This is a genomic window from Actinomadura physcomitrii (assembly GCF_008923205.2).
GTDB classification, from domain to species: Bacteria; Actinomycetota; Actinomycetes; order Streptosporangiales; family Streptosporangiaceae; genus Spirillospora; species Spirillospora physcomitrii.
Genome location: NZ_WBMS02000039.1, coordinates 43,096 through 62,825, shown reverse-complemented (window position 1 = coordinate 62,825; position 19,730 = coordinate 43,096). Strand labels below are relative to the sequence as shown.

General features: G+C 72.5%; 20 protein-coding genes and 2 tRNA genes. 10 read left to right on the top strand and 12 right to left on the bottom strand.

Annotated elements, in window-relative coordinates:
* Nucleotides 1-26: 26 nt before the first annotated feature.
* A complete protein-coding gene (locus F8568_RS35595; RefSeq protein WP_151598031.1) occupies nucleotides 27-1,151 on the bottom strand; it encodes an oxidoreductase in 1,125 nt (374 codons plus the stop codon).
* A gap of 43 nt (nucleotides 1,152-1,194) precedes the next feature.
* Nucleotides 1,195-1,791: a DUF1989 domain-containing protein gene (locus F8568_RS35590; RefSeq protein ID WP_151598030.1), complete on the bottom strand. Its 597-nt coding sequence runs from the start codon at nucleotides 1,789-1,791 to the stop codon at nucleotides 1,195-1,197.
* 90 nt (nucleotides 1,792-1,881) lie between these two features.
* On the opposite strand from F8568_RS35590, the gene F8568_RS47185 reads away from it, so the two are divergent.
* Nucleotides 1,882-2,097 (top strand): hypothetical protein, encoded by a 216-nt coding sequence (locus F8568_RS47185; RefSeq protein ID WP_202125721.1) that lies wholly within the window; start codon nucleotides 1,882-1,884, stop codon nucleotides 2,095-2,097.
* 213 nt (nucleotides 2,098-2,310) lie between these two features.
* Here the strand turns inward: F8568_RS47185 and F8568_RS35580 are convergent.
* Nucleotides 2,311-2,384 (bottom strand) — tRNA-Phe (locus F8568_RS35580).
* Between the two features lie 20 nt (nucleotides 2,385-2,404).
* A tRNA-Asp gene (locus tag F8568_RS35575) sits at nucleotides 2,405-2,482 on the bottom strand.
* 265 nt (nucleotides 2,483-2,747) lie between these two features.
* Between F8568_RS35575 and F8568_RS35570 the strand changes: the two genes are divergently transcribed.
* From F8568_RS35570 to F8568_RS35560, 3 genes are all read left to right on the top strand, one after another.
* On the top strand, nucleotides 2,748-4,169 hold the full coding sequence (locus tag F8568_RS35570; RefSeq protein WP_202125720.1) for an amino acid permease: 1,422 nt from the start codon (nucleotides 2,748-2,750) through the stop codon (nucleotides 4,167-4,169).
* A gap of 41 nt (nucleotides 4,170-4,210) precedes the next feature.
* Complete coding sequence (locus F8568_RS35565) at nucleotides 4,211-5,941, top strand: adenylate/guanylate cyclase domain-containing protein (protein ID WP_328601166.1); 1,731 nt, start codon at nucleotides 4,211-4,213, stop codon at nucleotides 5,939-5,941.
* Nucleotides 5,942-6,096: 155 nt separating this feature from the next.
* Nucleotides 6,097-7,053 (top strand): glycerophosphodiester phosphodiesterase, encoded by a 957-nt coding sequence (locus F8568_RS35560; protein ID WP_151598029.1) that lies wholly within the window; start codon nucleotides 6,097-6,099, stop codon nucleotides 7,051-7,053.
* Here the strand turns inward: F8568_RS35560 and F8568_RS35555 are convergent.
* Nucleotides 7,050-7,949, bottom strand: a complete 900-nt coding sequence (locus F8568_RS35555; protein ID WP_151598028.1) for a LysR family transcriptional regulator — start codon at nucleotides 7,947-7,949, stop codon at nucleotides 7,050-7,052. The two genes, F8568_RS35560 and F8568_RS35555, sit on opposite strands and share 4 nt — an antisense overlap.
* Nucleotides 7,950-8,297: 348 nt before the next feature.
* Here F8568_RS35555 and F8568_RS35550 point away from each other — a divergent pair, with 348 nt between their 5' ends.
* Nucleotides 8,298-9,605: a sensor histidine kinase gene (locus F8568_RS35550; RefSeq protein WP_151598027.1), complete on the top strand. Its 1,308-nt coding sequence runs from the start codon at nucleotides 8,298-8,300 to the stop codon at nucleotides 9,603-9,605.
* A gap of 33 nt (nucleotides 9,606-9,638) precedes the next feature.
* On the opposite strand, the gene F8568_RS35545 is transcribed toward F8568_RS35550, so the two are convergent.
* The gene (locus F8568_RS35545; RefSeq protein WP_151598026.1) at nucleotides 9,639-11,003 is read right to left on the bottom strand and encodes a cyclic nucleotide-binding domain-containing protein; all 1,365 of its coding nucleotides are present in this window, start codon (nucleotides 11,001-11,003) and stop codon (nucleotides 9,639-9,641) included.
* A gap of 895 nt (nucleotides 11,004-11,898) precedes the next feature.
* Here F8568_RS35545 and F8568_RS35540 point away from each other — a divergent pair.
* The 3 genes from F8568_RS35540 (at nucleotide 11,899) to F8568_RS35530 (ending at nucleotide 15,034) form a co-directional block, all read left to right on the top strand.
* Nucleotides 11,899-12,771, top strand: coding sequence for a helix-turn-helix domain-containing protein (locus F8568_RS35540; RefSeq protein WP_151598025.1), 873 nt, complete (start codon nucleotides 11,899-11,901; stop codon nucleotides 12,769-12,771).
* 262 nt (nucleotides 12,772-13,033) lie between these two features.
* Entirely contained in the window at nucleotides 13,034-13,246 is a 213-nt protein-coding gene (locus tag F8568_RS35535; protein ID WP_151598024.1) for a DUF397 domain-containing protein, read from the top strand.
* Nucleotides 13,247-13,537: 291 nt separating this feature from the next.
* Nucleotides 13,538-15,034, top strand: coding sequence for an alpha/beta hydrolase (locus tag F8568_RS35530; RefSeq protein ID WP_202125719.1), 1,497 nt, complete (start codon nucleotides 13,538-13,540; stop codon nucleotides 15,032-15,034).
* On the opposite strand, the gene F8568_RS35525 is transcribed toward F8568_RS35530, so the two are convergent.
* The 4 genes from F8568_RS35525 to F8568_RS35510 are packed head-to-tail and all read right to left on the bottom strand — an operon-like array spanning nucleotide 15,028 to nucleotide 16,802.
* Nucleotides 15,028-15,720 (bottom strand): maleylpyruvate isomerase family mycothiol-dependent enzyme, encoded by a 693-nt coding sequence (locus tag F8568_RS35525; RefSeq protein ID WP_151598023.1) that lies wholly within the window; start codon nucleotides 15,718-15,720, stop codon nucleotides 15,028-15,030. The genes F8568_RS35530 and F8568_RS35525 overlap by 7 nt on opposite strands.
* Before the next feature lie 35 nt (nucleotides 15,721-15,755).
* Nucleotides 15,756-16,373: an alpha-ketoglutarate-dependent dioxygenase AlkB gene (locus tag F8568_RS35520; RefSeq protein WP_151598022.1), complete on the bottom strand. Its 618-nt coding sequence runs from the start codon at nucleotides 16,371-16,373 to the stop codon at nucleotides 15,756-15,758.
* A gap of 37 nt (nucleotides 16,374-16,410) precedes the next feature.
* The gene (locus tag F8568_RS35515; protein ID WP_151598021.1) at nucleotides 16,411-16,677 is read right to left on the bottom strand and encodes a hypothetical protein; all 267 of its coding nucleotides are present in this window, start codon (nucleotides 16,675-16,677) and stop codon (nucleotides 16,411-16,413) included.
* A complete protein-coding gene (locus tag F8568_RS35510; protein ID WP_160573884.1) occupies nucleotides 16,629-16,802 on the bottom strand; it encodes a hypothetical protein in 174 nt (57 codons plus the stop codon). Before F8568_RS35510 ends, F8568_RS35515 begins: the two co-directional genes overlap by 49 nt.
* Between F8568_RS35510 and F8568_RS35505 the strand changes: the two genes are divergently transcribed.
* Nucleotides 16,791-17,141, top strand: a complete 351-nt coding sequence (locus F8568_RS35505) for a hypothetical protein (protein ID WP_151598020.1) — start codon at nucleotides 16,791-16,793, stop codon at nucleotides 17,139-17,141. The two genes, F8568_RS35510 and F8568_RS35505, sit on opposite strands and share 12 nt — an antisense overlap.
* A 46-nt stretch (nucleotides 17,142-17,187) precedes the next feature.
* On the opposite strand, the gene F8568_RS35500 is transcribed toward F8568_RS35505, so the two are convergent.
* Both F8568_RS35500 and F8568_RS35495 read right to left on the bottom strand, forming a co-directional pair.
* Nucleotides 17,188-18,819 carry a DEAD/DEAH box helicase gene (locus F8568_RS35500; RefSeq protein ID WP_407924504.1) on the bottom strand — a complete coding sequence of 544 codons (1,632 nt, stop codon included), beginning with the start codon at nucleotides 18,817-18,819 and terminating at the stop codon, nucleotides 17,188-17,190.
* A 184-nt stretch (nucleotides 18,820-19,003) separates the two neighbouring features.
* Nucleotides 19,004-19,207 (bottom strand): cold-shock protein, encoded by a 204-nt coding sequence (locus F8568_RS35495; protein ID WP_131944142.1) that lies wholly within the window; start codon nucleotides 19,205-19,207, stop codon nucleotides 19,004-19,006.
* A gap of 254 nt (nucleotides 19,208-19,461) precedes the next feature.
* On the opposite strand from F8568_RS35495, the gene F8568_RS35490 reads away from it, so the two are divergent.
* Nucleotides 19,462-19,689, top strand: a complete 228-nt coding sequence (locus F8568_RS35490; protein WP_151543932.1) for a hypothetical protein — start codon at nucleotides 19,462-19,464, stop codon at nucleotides 19,687-19,689.
* Nucleotides 19,690-19,730: the final 41 nt, after the last annotated feature.

Here is a 19,730-nt window from a genome sequence, read left to right as displayed (position 1 = left end):
GTCCCTTCCTGGGTTTCCGGCTTCCGTCAGACCCTCGCCCCGGCCGCCCGGCGGCGGGCGTTGTCCAGGGTGACCGTCGGTTCGAGAAGCCCGTGGTCGAAGCGCTCCAGCGCCCCGCCCTCCGCCAGGCGGCGCGGCAGGTCGGCGTTGACCAGGGCGGCTCGGGCCACGGACACGAAATCGGCGTGCCCGTCCCCGAGGACCTGCGCCGACAGCTCCGCGTCGTGCATCCCGCCGTTGGCGATCACCGGGAGCCCGGCCACCCGGCGGGCCTGGCCCGTGATGGTGAGGCCGCCCTCCAGCTGCGCCGATTCGATCCAGTCGCGGCCCTCGCTGGCGATGTGCAGGTACGTCGCGCCCGCGTCGGCCAGCGCGGCGAAGATCACCTCCCCGTCGCGGGCACCGCCGGGCCAGCGATAGTGGAAATCGTTCACCTTCGTCTGCGACAGCCGCACCCCGACGCACCAGTCCGGCCCCACCTCGGCACGGATCGCCTCCACGACCTCGGCCGCGAGCCGAACGCGTGCGGCGACCGGCCCGCCGTAGGAGTCCTCGCGCAGGTTGGTGTAGTCAGTGAGGAACTGGTCCAGCAGGTACCCGTTGGCGGCATGCACCTCCACGCCGTCGAACCCGGCGTCCCGGGCGTTCACCGCCGAGGCGACGAAGCCGGCCACGGCCTCCTCGATGTCCGCAGAGTCCATCTCCTCGGGGACCGGCCATGGGCCGCTCCCGCCGTACTCGGGCATCATCGCACCGCGCGGCTTCACCGCCGACGGCCCGGCCGTGCCGTCGCGATGCGGGTTGCCCTGCGACAGCGCGCCCGCGTGCATCAACTGCGCCACGATCAGGCCTCCGGCCTCGTGAACCCCGTCGGTGACCTCACGCCACGCTCCCATGTGCCGCGCCGACACCAGCCCCGGCTGGTTGAGGTAACCCTGGCTGTAAGCGGAGTCGGTGTAGACGCCCTCCGTGATGACCAGCCCGAACCCGCCGCGCGCGAACTCGGTGTAGTAGGCGGCCATCTCCGGTGTCGCCGTGCCGTCCGGGGTGGCCGACACCCTGGTCATCGGCGCCACCACCAACCGGTTGGCCGTCCGAAGCTCCCCGATACGTCCCGGCTCCAGCGCGGGATGGCTCTCACGAACGCTCATTGGTCTTCCCTTCACTTCTCAGCGATACGCCTGCACTGGGGCGTCACCACACGTCGATCGCCAGTGGCGTCGGCCGGTCGTTGTTGATGCCGACCATGTCCTGCGGGCACGCCGACACCACGACCACGCAGTCCATGGCCGCCTCGAAGGTGATCGAGTCCCCGGCCCGGCTCTCGGCCGGCAGCCACCGCAACCGCCCCGACTCCTGCACCGGAATGCGCATGAACACGTTGACGGGCTGCGGCGTGACGGCGACCTCGATTCCCAGCTCCGCCAGCGCCAGCTCCAGGTTCCGGGCGCACGAGCGATGCTCCGGCACCCCCAGCGCCGCATAGCGCGCGGGGTCGCAGGCGGCGATCAGCATGTCGTGCGAACCCGGCGAGGCGTCGCCGGCGAGGACGAGGATCGGCCTGCGCCGATCCGTCACGAAGGCCTCCCCGACCTCCGGGAAGAGCCGGCTCGTCACGCTGCGGGTGTGCGCGGCGCTCAACCGCTCGCGCGGATCGCCGGCGGCGAAGGCGAACAGATCACCGACCTGCCCGCCCTCCAGATCCACCACACGCACCCGTCGCCCGGCGGCCACGCGGACCGCCCGCCCTTCCCCGGCGGGCACCGTCGTCCGCTCTGTCGTCGACTCCATGCCGCAAGCACACCACCAACTCCACCCCCACCCCCATAGACGTTCCTCTATGGCTAATCGCGAAAAATGGACATTCCTCCAGCCCGGCCGGTGAGGGTCACGGAGGTGCTCGGCCGGTCGCGCGACTGGCCGCGGTCAGCGAGACTGAACCGCGGGCTCACGGTCGACCAGGCGCGCGATGCTCTCAAGGCGGCCGAACATGAACGGCTCCGCGCACTGTACGTCCTGGCGCTCTGCCTCGGCCTGCGGCGCGGGGACCTGCTGGAAGGACGTCCGGCTCGTCGGCTGCCGGGCCTGCGGCGGTGAGGGCGGCACCCACGACGGTGAGCCGTGCGGGCGCTGCAGGGAAAGCGGCACCGAGTCGGCGACACTCGAAGTGGTACAGACGCTTCAACGTATGCGCTGGGCGGCGCTCGGGAAGCCGGGGGACGCGCTCGGCTGACGCCGTTGTCGTCAGCGTTGTCGTCAAAAACGCCCCGGGCCTGTTGGCTCCGGGGCGTTTTCGCTGGTCACGAGGTGTGGGCAGGGGCGGGGTCGAACCGCCGACCTTCCGCTTTTCAGGCGGACGCTCGTACCGACTGAGCTACCTGCCCAGGACGCGCGTCGGCGCGTCTGGCGGTCCTGACGGGATTTGAACCCGCGGCCTCCACCTTGACAGGGTGGCGAGCACTCCTAACTGCTCCACAGGACCTTGCTTGCCTCGAGCTTAGCGGCTTCGGGGCGGTGGCCTCACCGGCGGGCTGCCGGTCTTTGGCGACGTCCGAGAGCATACGCGACTCCCGAGGGCGGCGCCAACTCGTTAACCGCGGGCGGGACGGGGGAGGACGGGGGGATACGGAGCGTCATCGGCCGGATGCGGGGGTGTGTTTCGCGTTCGGGGGGATGGTTCCTAGTCTGGCCAGGCCAGAGCCGTTCCGGGAGGGGCGGCCGTAGACGTGAGAGGCTGGAAATAACGCGTGGTCGCAAAGCTCCCAGACCAAGCGGACGGCTATCAGCGCGGGCTTGGAACCCGCCAGATCCAGATGCTGGCCATCGGCGGCACCATCGGCACGGGGCTGTTCCTCGGGGCCGGGGAGAACATCGCCAAGGCCGGCCCGAGTCTCGTGCTGACGTACGCCGTCGCGGGGTTGATGCTGTTCTTCGTCATGAGGGCGCTCGGTGAGCTGCTCACCTACCGGCACGCGGAGGGGGGTTTCGCCGGGTACGCCCGTGAGTTCCTGGGCCCGTTCTGGGGGTACGCCACGACGTGGACGTACTGGATCATCTGGGTGACGACGGGGATGGCCGAGCTGACGGCCGCCGGGAAGTACGTGCAGAAGTGGTTCCCGGGGGTCGAGCAGTGGCAGACGGCGCTGGTGGCGCTGGTCGTGCTGTTCGTGGTCAACCTGATCTCCGTGAAGCTCTTCGGGGAGCTGGAGTTCTGGTTCGCGATGATCAAGGTCGCGGCGATCGTGATGATGATCCTGGTGGGGATCGGGGTGCTGGCCTTCGGGTTCAGCGACGCCGGGCGGACGGCGAGCGTGGGCAACCTGTGGGATCACGGCGGGTTCTTCCCCGAGGGGTTCAGCCCGACGCTGATGACGCTGCAGATGGTGATGTTCGCCTACCTGGGCGTCGAGCTGGTCGGGGTGACGGCCAGTGAGGCGAAGGAGCCGGAGAAGAACATCCCGCGGGCGATCAACGCGCTGCCGGTGCGGTTCGCGCTGTTCTACCTGGTGTCGCTGCTGGTGATCATGGCGGTGGTGCCGTGGACGGCGTTCAGGGGCGGGGCGAGCCCGTTCGTGCTGGCGTTCGACAAGATCGGCATTCCGGGCGGTGCGGACATCGTCAACTTCGTGGTGCTGACGGCGGCGCTGTCGTCGTGCAACGCGGGCGGGCTGTACTCGACGTCGCGGATGCTGCGGACGGCCGGGGTCAACGGGGACGGGCCGCGGGTCCTCGGGGCGTTGAACGGGCGCGGCGTGCCGGTGCTCACCGTCGTCATCTCGGCGCTGGTCATGGGCGTCGGGGTGGTGGTGAACGCGGTCGTGCCGGACAAGGCGTTCGAGTACATCACGTCGGTGTCGACGGGTGGCGCGATCCTGGTGTGGAGCGTCATCCTGGTGGCGCACATGGCGTACCGGCGCAAGGCGGCGGCGGGTCTGCTGCCGAGGGCGCCGTACCGGATGCCGTGGGCGCCCTACACGAACTGGCTGGTGCTGGCCTTCTTCGCGTTCGTCACGGTGACGATCGCGTGGGAGGCGGACACGCGGGTCGCGCTGTACGTGATGGCGGGCTGGTTCGTGCTGGTCCTCGCGGGCTGGCCGCTGGTGTGGCGGAGCTCGCAGCGGCGGGCGCCGGCGGACGCCGCGATCGCCGAGGAGAGCACCACCGCCTAGTGCGATGATTTCCGTGGACCCTCGGGGACGGAGGCGCACAGGTGGCCAGGACGGTGGCGCGCGGACTTCTCCCCGGGGTGCCCCGGACGATGCTCGAGGTGCGGGTCCGGTGGGTGCTCGCGGTCGTGGTGGTGGTCGCGAACATCGTCGGCGGTCTGGTGGTGCTGCTGTTCGCGACGTTCGTGGTGCCGGACCCGCCGCTGCGCGATCCCGAGCACGTGCATCTGGTGAACGCGGTCGCGTTCTTCGGGTATCCGGTGGTGGCGGGGCCGATCGCGCTGCTCGCGGGGCTGTGGCTGTGGCGTCCGGTGGTGAGCCTGGTGCGCGGCGGCGGGATGCCGGACCGGGTGCAGGGGCGGGCGGTCCTGCTGGGGCCGCTGCGGCTGACGTTCCTGGTCGGCGCGCTGTGGGGGGTCGGCGCGGCGGGCTGGGCGGGGCTGGACGTGGTGCTGTTCACGGGCCGGCTCGCGGTGAAGACGGGCCTGACGTGCCTGCTCGGCGCGGCGACGACCTGCACGATCGTGTACCTGCTGTCGGAGCGGCTGCTGCGTCCGGCGGCGGCGCTGGTGCTGGCGGCGGAGCGGCCGCGCCGGTTCCGGCTGCCGGGCGTGACGACACGGGTGATGCTCGCGTGGGCGCTCGGGACGGCGATCCCGGTGTTCGGGCTGATCTGCGTGGCGGTGGCGGCGCTCGCGGCGCCGGACATCGACGTCACCCAGCTCGCGATCACGATCCTGGGGCTGGGCGGCGCGGCGCTGGCGGTCGGGGTGTACGTGACGTACATGGCGACGCGGGCGATCGCGGACCCGATCAAGTCCGTCCGGACGGGGATGGCGCAGGTGGAGCGGGGGGACCTCGGCGCCGAGGTGGCGGTGTACGACGCGAGCGAGGTCGGGCAGCTGCAGGCGGGCTTCAACCACATGGTGGCGGGGCTGCGGGAGAACGAGCGGCTGCGTGACCTGTTCGGCCGGCACGTCGGCGAGGAGGTCGCGGGGCTGGCGCTGGAGCGCGGCGACATCGAGCTGGGCGGCGAGACGCGCGAGGTGGCGGTGCTGTTCGTCGACCTGACGGGGTCGACGCGGCTGGCGGACACGCGGGGCCCGGACGAGGTGGTGGGGCTGCTGAACCGGTTCTTCGGCGTGGTGGTGGCGGTGGTGGCGCGGCACGGCGGGTGGATCAACAAGTTCGAGGGGGACGCGGCGCTGGCGATCTTCGGTGCGCCGACGGAGCTGGAGGACTCGGCGGGCGGGGCGCTCGGCGCGGCGCGGGAGCTGGCGGTGCGGCTGCGGGCGGAGGTGCCGATGCTGGACGCGGGGATCGGCGTGTCGGCGGGCCCGGTGGTGGCCGGCTACATCGGCGCGGAGCAGCGGTTCGAGTACACGGTGATCGGCGATCCGGTGAACGAGGCGGCGCGGCTGAGCGATCTGGCGAAGACCTCGCCGGGGCGGGTGCTGGCGTCGGGGACGGTGCTGGAGCTGGCGCATCTGGCGGAGTCGGACGAGTGGGAGTTCGGCAGGTCGGTGACGCTGCGGGGGCGCAGCCGCCCGACCCGGCTGGGCGCGCCGAAGTCGCCGGAGTCGACGCGGGGGCCGGTGGTGCCGGGTCCGGCGCCGGCGCCGGACGCGGAGGGGGTGCGGCGCGTCCGGTTCCCGCGTCCGCTGCGGCGCGGGCGGCGGGTGCTGCTCGGCGCGCTGGTGCTGACAAAGGCGGCGAAGAGCGCGAAACGGGTTACAAACGGGCGGGCGAAGGAAGCGCCGCAAGAGGACGGATGAGTCGTTCCGGGGAAGAAACTGTGTCCGGCGCGTGACGTACGCTCCGAATGCGTAATGTCACCCTGTGTACATGGTCTGCTATGGACTCGTAACCCGGGTGTCACCGGCCGAATCGAGGGTCGAGGCAGGCAACCCCCCGCCCTCGAGAGGTGACAATGTCCCGTCGGCATGGTCTCGCCCTCACCGCCGTCCTGACCGTGGCCGTGAGCACCGGTCCCGCGACGGCGGCCACCGCCGGCCCGCAGCCGGCGGCCGCCGCCGGCCCGCGCCCCCTGATCCCGTCCCCCGGCCCGCTCGTCCCGTACGTCCCGCTCGCCGTGCGGCAGGCGGCGGCGCCCGCGATCCTCGACGTCGGGCACCGCGGCGCGTCGGCGTACGCGCCGGAGAACACCCTCGCGTCGTTCAGGCTCGCGAGGTCCCGGCACGCGGACATGTTCGAGCTCGACGTCCAGCAGACGAAGGACCACAAGCTGGTCATCATGCACGACACCACCCTGGCCAGGACGACGAATGTCGAGCACGTCTACCCGCAGCTGAAGCCCTGGAAGGTCTCCCAGCTCACGCTCAAGCAGATCAAGCGGCTGGACGCGGGGTCCTGGCACGCGAAGAAGTACAAGGGCGAGCGCGTCCCGACGCTGGACGAGGTGCTCACGGCGATGGGCGGCACCGGCGCCGGCATGCTGCTGGAGCTGAAGAACCCCGCGCTGTACCCGGGGATCGAGGGACGGGTCGCCGCGGCGCTCGAGCGGCACCGGCCGTACTGGCTCGGCGCGAAGGGCGCGCCGGCGCGGAGCCGGCTGATCGTGCAGTCGTTCGACTGGGGGTCGGTGAAGCGGTTCCACAAGGATCTGCCCGGCGTCCCGACGGGCCTGCTCGGAATGCCGAAAGCGAAGGACCTGAAGAAGGTCAAGGCGTACGCGGACCTGGTACACCCGGCCTACGGCGACCTGACGAAGACCTACGTGAAGCAGGTGCACGCCGCGCACCTGGGGCTGCTCACCTGGACGGTCAACAACAAGACGAAGATGGCCAAGGCGGTCGACCTCGGAGTCGACGGGATCATCACCAACAAACCCGACGTCCTCTACACCGTCCTGAAGGCGAGCGCTTAAGACGCCTGACCCAGTGAGGGCAGCGCCGCGCGGGCGCGGGCGATCAGCGCCCGCGCCGCCGGGCCGCGCGGCCCCTCCGCCCGCCACGCCAGCGCGATCCGGCCGCGCAGCCGGGGCCGGACGATCGGCATCGACGCCAGCTCGTCCGCCCGGATCGCGGTGGCGGACTCCGGCAGGACCGCCACGCCCAGCCCGTGCGCGGCGAGCTGGGCGAGGACGGGCGGCTCGCCGGCCTCGAACGCGATCCGCGGGCGCAGGCCGGCGGCCGCGCACGCCTCGTCCAGGACGGCCCGCAGCCCGGTGCCCTTCGGCAGGCTGACGAGGTCCTGCTCGGCGAGCGCGCGCAGGGTGATCGACGAGCGGCCGGCCAGCGGGTGGTCGCGGGCCATCGAGGCGAACAGCTCCTGCTCGATGACGGGCTGGACGGCGATCCCCGGCGGCGGCTCGGCGCCGAGGCTGAGGAAGGCGAGGTCGGTGCGCCCGGCGAGCAGCGCCTCGGCGAGCGACGCCGACTCGTCCTGGACGACGGTGATCTCCACGTTCGGGTGGTCGCGGTGGAACCCGGCGAGCAGCCCCGGCAGGTCGAGGGAGGCGATCCAGTCGATGGTGCCGATGGTGACATGGCCGCGCAGCAGGCCGGTCAGCTCGTCCACAGACAGCCTGGCGCCCTCGACGGCGGCGAGCGCGGCCCGCGCGTAGGGCAGGACGGCGGCGCCGACCTCGGTCAGCCGGACGGTCCGCCCGGAGCGGTCGAGCAGCGGCTGCCCGAGCTCGCGTTCGAGCTGGCGGATCTGCGCGCTGACGCCGGGCTGCGCGACGTGCAGCTTCGCGGCGGCCTTGGTGAAGCTCGCCTCCTCGGTGACCGCCACGAAGTACTCCAGCTGGCGCAGCTCCATAACCGGGGATGCTAACAGCGAGAGCATTCAGCTCTTGGACTTCTGGCCGACTCGGGACGCACGCTGATGGCATGCGCGCAGAATCGTTCGTCGGGGCGATCGTGTACTTCAGCGCGTTCTTCCAGCAGGTCCAGGGGCGCTCGCCGGTCGAGGCAGGGCTGGAGGTCTCGGCTCGGCAGGTGAAAGCGGTGTCATCGCAGGTCAGCGGCCGGTCATGGGCAACCATTTCTTTGGCCTCTCTTGGGCGCCGGGCACCCGTCGCGAGGACTGAACCCGGTCCTGCGGGTGATTACCTCACCTGCGGGAGGTCGGGTGTACGGACGGCGCACATGGTCCATACGGGTGCGGATGACCGTGATTGCCGGGACGGTCGCCGCCCTCATCTGCGCCGTGCTCATCGCCCTGATCGTCCTCGGGGTGCGCGGGCGCGTCGTCGAGTACGAGCGCGGCCGGGCGGTGTCGGCCGGGATGAAGGTCGCCGAGGACGTGCGGCGCCGCCCGGTGCGCGGCGCCGTCGGCGCGCCGCACGGCGTCGCCGTCCAGGTGCTGGACGCGCGGAACAACGTGATCGCCGGGACGCCGGGGCGGGTGAGCGGCCCGCCGATGGCCACGTTCCGGCCCGGTGCCGCGACCGGGTTCAGGAACGCCCAGGTGCTCTGCCCGCCGGGCGGCCTGCACGGCTGCCACTGGGTGATCGAGTTCACGGTCCGGCTGCCGTCCGGGGAGTGGCGGGTCTACGCGGCCGCGCCGGAGGTGCCGTGGTTCGTCAGCGGCGGCCTGCTCACCTTCGTGATCAGCGCGGGCCTGCTGCTGGTGCTGATGGTGTGCCTGCGGACATGGCGGACCGTCGACCGCACCCTCGCGCCCGTCGACGAGATCCGCCGCGAGCTGACCGAGATCACCGCGAGCAAGTCGGGCCGCCGGGTCACCGTGCCGGAGAACCGGGACGAGATCAGGATGCTCGCCGAGGCCGTCAACGCGACTCTCGACCGGCTGGACGCGGCGCTCGCCCGGCAGCGCGGCTTCACCTCCGACGCCTCGCACGACCTGCGCAGCCCGATCGCCGCCGCGCGCACACAGCTGGAGGAGGCGCTGCTGTACGCCGACGACACCGACTGGCCCCGCACCGCCCGGACCGTCCTGCAGACCCTCGACCGGCTGCAGGCGATCGTCACGGACCTGCTGCAGCTCGCCCGGCTGGACGCGGGCGCCTGGCAGGACTCCGAGACGATCGACCTCGCCGCCATGGTCACCATCGAGCTGGCCCGGTCGGACCGCAGCAAGCGGATCGTCCCGCACCTGCAGGAGGGCGTGCAGGTGCGCGGCGACCGGCTGCGGCTGGTCCGGCTGTTCACGAACCTGCTGGACAACGCCGAGCGGCACGCCGAGTCGCAGGTCGACATCACCGTCCGCGACGACGGCGGCGTCGCCGTGCTGGAGGTGCTGGACGACGGCGCCGGCATCGCGGCGGAGGACCGCGAGGTGGTCTTCCAGCGGTTCGCGCGGCTCAAGGACGGCAAGGCCCGCGACGCCAACGGCACCGGCCTCGGCCTCCCGATCGCCCGCGAGGTCGCCAAGGCGCACGACGGCACGCTGAAGGTCGAGGACAGCGACCGCGGCGCCCGGTTCGTCCTGCGGCTCCCGCGCGAGTCGTGACCGGCCGCGCCGCGGCGGCCACCGCCCGGCCGGTCAGCCGGCGTGCCCGCCGTCCGCCACCCGGATCCAGCCCTTGAGCCGCGACTCCTTCACCCGGCACGTGAACGGCGCGTAGCGGGCGGCGTCGTGGCCGGGCGCGTGCGCGAGCACCGTCTCGTACAGGAACGCGGACGCGACGAAGGCCAGGTCGGCGCGGGACTCGGCGAGGCGCTGCCGGACCGGCCGGGCGTCCAGCAGCCGGGCCGCGTGGATCACCGACGAGCCGGACACGCCCTGCGGGTCGGCGGTCACCGGCCCGACGTGCAGCGCGACCCGCAGCTGGATGCGGACGGCCTCGTCCGCGGTCCGGTTGTGGCGGTGCAGGGACGCGGCGAGCCGCGCCACGACCGGCTCGACCGCGGCGGCCGGGGTCTCGGGCGGGACGACGATGAGGGCGCCGTCGCCGCGGTCCTCGCGGTGGCACTCGTCCCACGGGACGCCGGCCTCCGCGAACGCCTCCCACAGCAGCTCGTACATGATCCTGCGGATTTCGAGCCGGTCCTTGTCGGTGCGGTAGGGCGCGCTGAAGGACGCTATGTCGACGAACATGATGGAGCACATGTGGCCCGTCCACGGCCGCCGCGCCGGGGGCTCCTTGAGGGCGGTGGCGTACACGCCCTCGGGAATGGCCCTGGTCCGCGTGGGCGGCGTGGTCTGCGCATAGGACGGGGTTAGCCGCAGTGGGGGCTCCGCCGCGCGCGCGGCGTAGGGGGACAGGACTCCGTCGTCGTAGGCGGTGATGGCGGCGTAGGCGCTCGTCCCGGTGTAGGGGTCGAGCGGGGCCGCGGTGGTGCGGGCGTGCTCCTGCGGCGGGAACACGCGCTCGGTGAGGCGGTCGTACACCTCCTTCTCCACCAGGGCGACCACCCGTGTGTGCGCGGTCAGGTACGCGGCGAACTCCTGGGTGGACATCCGCAGCGCGCGGACGGTGTCGACCGCGACGACGGTCGCCGACCGGCGCCGCAGCAGCAGCGCGGCGCGCTCGCCGATGATGTCGCCGGGGCCGCGGAACGCGACGATCCGCTCGCCGCCGTCCCGGTCGGCGCTGATGCGCACCGCGCCGGAGCGGATCACGAGGAGGTGGTCGGCGGTGTCGCCCTCGCGCCACAGCACCTCGCCGAGCGCGTACTCGACGTCGTGCGCGGCGGCGAGGAACCCGGCCTGCTCCAGCGGCGCGAGCGAGGCCCAGAACCCGGACCGCGCGGGAAGCCGCGGCGCGCCAGCCTCGGGACGCGGCGCCTCGGACGGTGCGGGCCGGGGGACGGCGCCTGCCATGGCGGCGCCTCCCATTTCGAAGAGGGCGGCGGACGTGGAGAAGGCGGTCGCGTCGGGGTCGTGCAGGTGCGTGCGCTCGGCCATCACCACCCCCGCTTCGGGACGGCCCCGCCGGCGGCGGCGTGGCGGAGGCTCGGGTGGGGGAGAGGAGGGACGGAGGAGCCCGGGAGAACCGGGAAAGGCGGGTGAATAGGGAGAAAGACAAGAGTCGGGGGACGATTCTGCTTTTCTGACATGTCGCTGAACCCCATGCCTCGAAACGCGTTTCCGGGCAGGTCACGCCATTCGTCCTGTGCGCCGGGGGCGCCGGCGGCGGGCGGACCGATGCCGATGTCGCGTTCACCTATGGCCCATGCCGCGTGATCGCGGTTAGACTGGGGGCGTCCGCGGAGCACGTTTCACCAGGTCAGTACGGTGTTCCCGCAGTCGCGCAGGAGGGCCCGCAGACCCGGTGCGAAAGTGCCCGGCGGTGCCGAGGAGTCGCCTCCCGCCTTCCGGCCGATCGTCTTGGCTCGCAACCGGTGATCGTCCGAAGGTGGGGGCGACTCTTTCTGTTCTATGTGGAATTACCGAAAAGAGCCGTCTGTGGATCGCCTCCCCGTATGCCCGCCCGGCGGCGCTGCCCGAGCCGCCGGGTCGTGCGGTTCCGCTCCCGGTCCCGTCCACCGGGCCGCCGCGGTGCCCCCGCCGCGTGTTCACCCTGTGTCAGGATCGTGTCCGTTCTGAGGTGGCAGCCCGCCCTCTTGCAGGGCGGTTGCTGCTATTCTGCTACCTAGCACATTACAACATAGTCTACCGACATACAGCACGCCGAAACCTTCTGATCGTCCGGTTTCACGGGTCATCGCAAGCGCAGAGCCTTGACACCGCCGCTCGACGGGCCGTCAGGTGTCGGTGTGTCGACATGCGTCCTGACATCTTGCGCCTTGCCAGGTAGCATGCAGTGAGGTGGCGACAACTACGCAGAGTGAGCCGTCCTATGACCAGTGACCAGGGGCCCATCGTCCAGAGCGCGCTGCTGCGCACCGAGCTCGTCCGCCTCCGCAAGGAGAAGGGGCTGACGCAGGAGCAGGTGGTCCGGCAGCTCGAGTGGTCCCCGTCCAAGCTCATCCGGGTCGAGGGCGGGAAGAACGCCATCACCCGGACCGATCTCCAGGCCCTGCTGAACGTCTACGACGTGACCTCGGAGGGCCGCCAGGAGCGGCTCCAGGCGCTGGCGCGCGGCGCGCGCGAGCCCGCCTGGTGGAGCGCCTACCGCGGCGAGTTCGACCCCAACTTCCTCAACTACGTGGGGTACGCCGCCGGCGCCGCCTACATCCGGCACTTCCACGGCTCGGTGATCCCCGGCCTCCTGCAGACCCGCGAGTACGCGGAGGTCCTCGCGACCGCCAAGGTGTCCCCGCAGGCGCGGGCGATGGGCGTGAAGCTGCGCATGCAGCGCAAGGAGGAGCTGGCCAAGCGCGAGAACCCGCCGCGCCAGCTCTACATCGTCGACGAGGCGGTCGTCCGGCGCCATGTCGGGATCAAGGTCGACCCCGGGATCATGCCCGCGCAGCTGCGCGCCATCGCCGACCAGGCCGAGTCCGACGACCTGCTGACCGTCCGGATCATCCCGTTCAGCGCGGGGGCGCACCTCGGCCTCGAAGGGCCGTTCACCCTGCTGGAGTTCGACGGCGACCTCGACGACGTGCTGTTCCTGGAGGGCCGGTCGGGCAGCAGCGCGATGATCACCGGCGAGGACGAGCGGATCACCGAGTACCGCGACACCTTCGAGCTGCTGCTGGACGACGCGCTCTCCGCCGAGGAGTCCATCGCGCTGCTCCGCCGGGCCGCCGAGGACCTGATGGCCTGACGCCCCTTTCCGGGGAACGAATCGACCGCGGCGGGAGGTGACGCCCTTCCAGTCCCAACCCCGGGCCGAGTGGTCCGCATAGCACACAGAGTGATCTTGTGTTCCCTTGTAGGCGGGATAACTGGAACCGTTTACACTCGTGATCGGGAAAATTTCCACAAGGTCGTGGTTCGCTGTGCCCTGCTTGGCTTCTCACCGGCGGGTGCCCTCGGCCCGATCGGTCGCGAGGCGGCACCGCCGGCACCGGATGGAGGGTTGCTGGATGGTCTATCGGTCGGCTCCGGGGGCCGCGCTGAACTGGCGCAAGGGCCGCAGAAGCAGCGACAAGAACGAATGCGTGGAGGTCGCGGCGGCGGGCCCGGCGGTACTGATCCGCGACTCCCGCGACCACGCCGCCGGCACGCTCGCGCTCGACGCCGCGCAGTGGCGGACGCTGCTGCGCTCCGTCCGGAACGGAGATCTGGACGGCCGCTGAGTCACGCGACTCAATCCGACCGCGCTCGCGACAATTGTCGTCCGCCGCAATCGCGGACGCCGTTTACGGGCGGATTCCGGCAACGCCGCGAAACGGCCCCGGGGCCGTCCGGCGGCCGACCCTGAGGCGTCCCTGACCGCACCCTGAACCGTCCCTGGTCCCCCTGCCGCGCGCCGGGAGCGCGGCCTAGCGTGATCTTGCGGTCCGGGGCCGCAGGGTGTCCCCGGCCGTCCCGGACGATCGTCCGCCGCTCGGCGGAGCTCCCTCGACGTCCCTCCCGGAAGGACATCCATGCAGCTCAAGCACAGGCGTATCGCCATGGGCGCGGCGGCGGGCATTTTGCTCGCGGGCGCGGCCGTTCCGCTGTCGCCGCCGTCGGCGGACGCGGCGCCCGCGGCGTCCGCGACGCCCGCCGGGACCGGTACCGGCACCGGCATCGACTGGAAGGCGTGCGGAGACGACGGCAAGGCGCAGTGCGCGACCCTGCGGCTCCCCGTCGACTGGGCCCACCCGGACGGCCCGACGTTCGGCCTGGCCATCGCCCGCCGCAAGGCCCTCGACCCGTCCGCCCGCGCCGGCACGCTGGTCTTCGGCCCCGGCGGGCCCGGCGACTCCGGCGTCCAGCGGATCACCACCGGCATCAGCCGGTTCAGCGAGCGGATCCGGCAGCGCTTCGACATCGTCAGCTTCGACCCGCGCGGCATCGGCGCCAGCAACCCCGTGACGTGCTCGGCCGCGCTCCTGGCCGAGCGTCCCGACCCGAACATCACCAGCGCCGGGGAGTTCGACGCGACGCTCGCCTACAACAAGCGGCTCAGGGACGACTGCCGCAAGCGCACCGGACCGCTGTACGACCACGCCGACACGATGAGCACCGTCCGTGACGTGGACGCCATACGCGCCGCTCTAGGCGAGACCCAAGTGAGCTTCTGGGGCAGCTCCTACGGGACGCTCTTGGGCGCGGAGTACGCGGAGACGTACCCGGGCCGTGTGCGCGCGATGGTGCTGGAAAGCACCATCGACCACGGCGTCCGGTCCACTCAGCCGTTCCTCGATGCGGAGATGAGCGCCGCGCAGGACTCTTTCGACCAGTTCGTCAAGTGGTGCGACGCGACGGCGAGCTGCGCGCTGCACGGCCGGGACGTCCGCGCCGTTCTGCGCGACCTGCGGGCACGCGCCGCACGCGGCGAGCTCGCGGACCCGCAGACCCCGGGGCGCGCGCTGACGGAGTTCGAGCTGCTCGTGGTGACGTACAAGCAGTTCTACGGGCCCGACTGGGCGAAGCTGGCGTCGCTGCTGTCGGCGCTGGAGGCGAGCAAGCCCGTCCAGCCCGTCGCGGCGGAACCCGCCGAGGGGACCGGGACCGACAACTTCACCGCGCAGTTCTGCTCCGACTGGAACCTGCCGGTCCGCGACTACCGCGAGTTCGCGCGGCTGTCGCGGCCCAGCGAGCGGATCGCGCCGGACATGCACGGCACCCGCCCGGTCATGGCCGTCACGGCGTGCCTCGGCTGGCCGAAGCCCGTCGCGAACCCGCAGCACCGGCTCAAGGTGCGCGCCGAGGCGCCGGTCATGATGCTGAACGCCGTCCACGACCCGGCCACCCCGTACGCGTGGGCGCGGAGCGTCGCGCGCCAGATCGGCCCGAAGGCGACCCTGCTCACCTACGCGGGCTCCGGCCACGGCGTCTACAACAGCGGGCCGTGCACGCGCGACGCGATCGACGACTACCTGATCTCGGTGAAGGCGCCCGCGCGCGGCACCGTCTGCCCCGCCGTGCCTCAGTAGAGGAACGGCAGCTCGACGCCCTCGGCGCCGGTGAGGTCGCGGCCGTCCGCCCGTCCCATGAGCCACGCGAGCAGGGACGACGCCGGCCCGGACACCACCGTCCCGCCGTCGCCGTGGGCGGCGCCCGTGTCGGTGGCGCGGACGCGCAGGCGCGGCGCCTCGGCGCGGCGCGCGTAGGACGCGACGATGTTCGGGAGCATCCGGGCGACGTACTCCGCGGGCCAGTCGCCCGGCCCGAATCCGGCGTCGAGGTCGACGTGGTGGGTGAGCACTTCGGTGAGCCGCGAGTCGGTGGCCCGCGCGATGGGGCGCCGCGCACCCGACGTCCATACGACGACCCGCTCCCACGCGTCGTCCGGCATCGCCTCGTACGCCTCCGCCCACCGCTCCGCGCTGTCGCGGACGTCCGCGACGAGGACGGCGGCGGGACGTCCGGCACCGTCCTCGATCTCGGCGGCGCGGGCCTCCACGCTCGGGTACTCGCGCGCCTCGACACCGGTCCGCGCCCAGGTCAGCAGGCGGGTGCCGCCGTCGGCGTTGCGCGCGACGTGGGTGAGCACGTGGCCGCGCGTCCAGCCGGGCAGCAGCGACGGCGCGCGCATGTCCGCCTCGCCGAGCCGGGCGGCGGACGCGATCAGGTCACCGGTCGCCGCGGTGATCGCTTCGAGCGGTTCGACGCGGGTCATGCACGGTCCTCTCAACGGGGGTCACCAGGGGACTTTCAGCGGACGCCGCGCGGGCGGAACTGGACGCTGATCCGCGGGCCGACCGCGCGGGTGCTCTTCGGGATCGCGTGGTCCCAGGTCCGCTGGCAGCTGCCGCCCATCACGATCAGGTCGCCGTGCCCCAGCTCCCGCCGGATCGCCGGGCCGCCGCCGCGCGGCCGCAGCAGCAGCGGACGCGGCGCGCCGACCGACAGGATCGCGACCATCGTGTCCGCGCTCGCTCCGCGCCCGATCCGGTCGCCGTGCCAGGCGACGGAGTCGCGGCCGTCCCGGTAGAGGCAGAGGCCGGCGGTCCGGAACGGCTCGCCCAGCTCCGCCGCGTAGTGCGCGTTCAGTGCGGCCTTCGCCGCGTCCAGGACGGGGTCGGGCAGCTCGGCGTTCTCGTCATAGAACGACAGGAGGCGCGGCACGTCCACGACCCGGTCGTACATCCGCCTGCTCTCCGCCCGCCACGGGACGGACGTGTGCAGCCGCTCGAACAGCGCGTCCGCGCCGGGGATCCAGGCGGGCAGCACGTCGATCCAGGCGCCGTGGGCCAGCCGCGTCCGCCGCGCCTCGCTCAGCGGGCGGGGGCCGGCCCCGTCGGCGCGGTCCAGCAGCGAGCCTTGGAACATGCCCCCACTGTACCCAGCTGGTCAAACACATGTTCGATCAGCTGTGGTACATCGCGTCGCAGAACACCAGCCCGGTGCTCGGGGCCTTCTTCTCCACCGGCTTGCCGTCGACGAGCACCTCGCAGCCCATGGCCGTCGACGGCGCCGCCGCGCCGGTGATCGACAGCACCGCGGTCGGCCGGCTGCCGGTGTTCGGCATCGGGAACTCCTTGTGCCAGGGCAGCTTCACGTTCTTCAGCGTCACCGACTCGCCGCTCACCGGGTCGCTGTAGGCGAGCTGGAGCGCCGCCCCTCCCGACCCCACACCAGGTACTTCACCTGGTGCACGATGCCGGTGTCGGTCTTGCCCACGTCCGGGATCCGCTGCAGCACCAGCGCCGCCAGCGCGGCCAGCATCCCCTTCGGGTCCTTGTCCGGATGCTGCGGCACCTCGGACAGGACGATCCCGACGGTCAGCCCGCCGCGCCGAGCCTGCACCTCGTACTCCGTCGGGCCGCCGCTCAGCGCGTCCTCCAAGGCCGGTGGCAGGCCCTGATCGCCTCGATCGCCCCGGAGCGCGAACGTCCCCGCTGGTTCGCGTTCTTCGGCTCGTCATGGGGCGTCGCGCAGCCGGCCGTGCCCGGCCTCGCCGCGCTGGCCGGCGGCGCGATGCCGGTCGCGGCCGCCGCCTTCCTCGTCGTCCCGCCGGCTCTCCGCCGCGCCGGACCGACCCGCGACCGCACCGCCGGCCCGGCCGCCGCTGTCGAGCCCGTGGCGGACCGGTCCTGAGGACGCCGCGTTGATCAGGGCGGCAGGGGTTGCGGCGGCGCCGGGCTCAGGTGTTCAGGGAGGACACCTGGCGGCGCGGCTTGCGCTGCGGCGCGGCGCCGCGCCGGCCTCTCTGCCCGCCCGCGCCTTCCGCCGAGGCGGCGCGGGTGTCCTGCGCGTTCGTCCGCTGCGCGTCGGCGCGACGGCGTGAGTTCCGGCCGGACGCGGTGTCCGTCGCGGGCGTGCCGGTGGTCTTTCGCCGTGCGTCGCCGGTGCCGCCGCCGCGACGGCGGGGGCTCTGGCCGGACGCGGCGTCCGACGAGGCCGAGCGGGCGGCCTTGGCCGGGGCGGTGCCCTGCGCGGCGGGCTCGGCGGGCGGGGTGCGGGCGCCGGTGATGCGGGCCAGCTCGACATCGCCGGGGCGCACCTCGGTCACGCGCGGGGTGATGCCCGCCTTCGCCATCAGGTCGGCCATCTCGCGGCGCTGCTCGGGCAGGACGAGCGTGACGACGGTTCCGGGACGTCCCGCGCGGGCGGTGCGCCCGCCGCGGTGCAGGTAGTCCTTGTGGTCGGCGGGCAGGTCGACGTTGACGACGAGGTCGAGGTCGTCGATGTGGATGCCGCGGGCGGCGACGTTGGTCGCCACCAGCACGGTGATGTCCTCGTTGTGGAAGTTCTCCAGCGCGCGGTTGCGCTGCGACTGGGACTTGCCGCCGTGCAGCGCGGCGGCGCGGACGCCGCGCGCGGCCAGCTTGCGGACGAGCCGGTCCGCGCCGTGCTTCTTGCCGACGAACATGATGACCCGGCCGTCACGTGCCGCGATATGTACAGTCGTGTCCAGCTTGTCGGTGTCGGCGATGTGCAGGACGTGATGCTCCATCGCGGTGACCGCGCCCGCCGACGGGTCGACCGAATGGGTGACCGGGTCGTCGAGGAACCCGCGGACGAGCCGGTCGATGTTGCGGTCGAGCGTCGCGGAGAACAGCATCCGCTGCCCGTCGCCCGGGGTCAGCTCGAGGAGCCGGGTGACCTGCGGCAGGAAGCCCATGTCGGTCATCTGGTCGGCCTCGTCCAGCACGGTGGTGCGCACCTCGCCGAGCCGGCAGTCGCCGCGCTCGACCAGGTCGGCGAGCCGTCCGGGGGTCGCGATCAGGACGTCGACGCCGCGCCCCAGGGCGCCGGCCTGGCGGGAGAGCGACATGCCGCCGACGACGGTGGCCGTCCGCAGGCCGACCGCGTCCGCGTACGGCGCGAGCGCGTCGGTGACCTGCTGGGCGAGTTCCCGGGTGGGGACGAGGACCAGCGCGAGGGGCGCGCGCGGGGCGGCGCGGCGGCCGGCGGTGCGGGTGAGCAGCGCCAGCCCGAACGCGAGGGTCTTGCCCGAGCCGGTGCGGCCGCGTCCGAGGACGTCGCGTCCCGCGATGGCGTCCGGCAGCGTCGCGGCCTGGATGGGGAACGGGTCCGTCACCCCTTGCGCGGCCAGCGCGGCCAGGAGCCGGGGCGGCATCGGCAGCTCGGCGAACGCCGCGACCGGCGGCAGCGGCGGGGTGCGGGTCTCCGGGAGCGCGAACTCGGCGTCCCGCCGTGCGCTCGCGGTCTTCGCGGCCTTCGTGGCCTGCGCCGGACGGCGGCGGCCGGTGGAACGGGACCGGGACGAGCCGCCGCGGGCGGCCGGGCGTCCGGCATGGTGCATGGTCATGTGAAACCTTCCTCGGAAGCGGTGCGTCCCGAGGAAGAGCTCCGCCTGCGCGGCCGTGCGCGGCGGCGCGGCGAAGAGCTAACAAGAACGAACCGTGCGCGCGGCCGTGCCGCGCGCTGTGAAATCGGGAGCGTCGTGCGGCGGCGGGCTCGCCCGGGGGCGCGCCCGCCGCGCCGGTCCCCGGTCAGGCGGGGACGATGTTCTCCGCCTGCAGGCCCTTCTGGCCCTGCGTGACGTCGAACGACACCTTCTGGCCCTCCTGGAGCTCACGGAACCCCTGGGCGGCGATGTTGGAGTAGTGGGCGAAGACGTCGGCGCCGCCGCCGTCCTGCTCGATGAAGCCGAAGCCCTTTTCCGAGTTGAACCACTTGACGGTACCGGTGGCCATGATCGTTCTCCTTCTGGGTGGTGCCCGTGCCGCACACCTTGCGCGGCACGGCGCCGCGATGGCCCATCCGGAAGATCCAGAACAACAAAAAATGCGCCCGAGGATGAACCGTCAGGCGCACATACATGTCTATGGGAACCGCAACTCCGACTACGCTACCACATGGTAGCGCGGACGGAACCGGTCGCCGAATTTTGCCGTCGACTGCCGGTGAGACTCCCCGCAAACGTCCGGCCGGGCGCATACTGGCAGGAATGAAACCCTTCCGGCCCGCCAAGCGGCGACACCTGCCCACCAGTCCCTTCGCGCCTCCGGCGGCGGCCCCGCCCGCCAAGGAGTTCGACCCGGACGACCAGGTCACCCACGACAAGTACGGTCTCGGACGCGTCCTGGAGGTCGAGCCGGGACGCGCCGTCCTGGTCGACTTCGGCACGCGCAAAGTCCGGATTCTCGCCCCCTACGCCAAGCTTTTCAAGCTCTGAAACCGGCCTCCGCGCCGCTCGGAAACACCACACGAAACCGC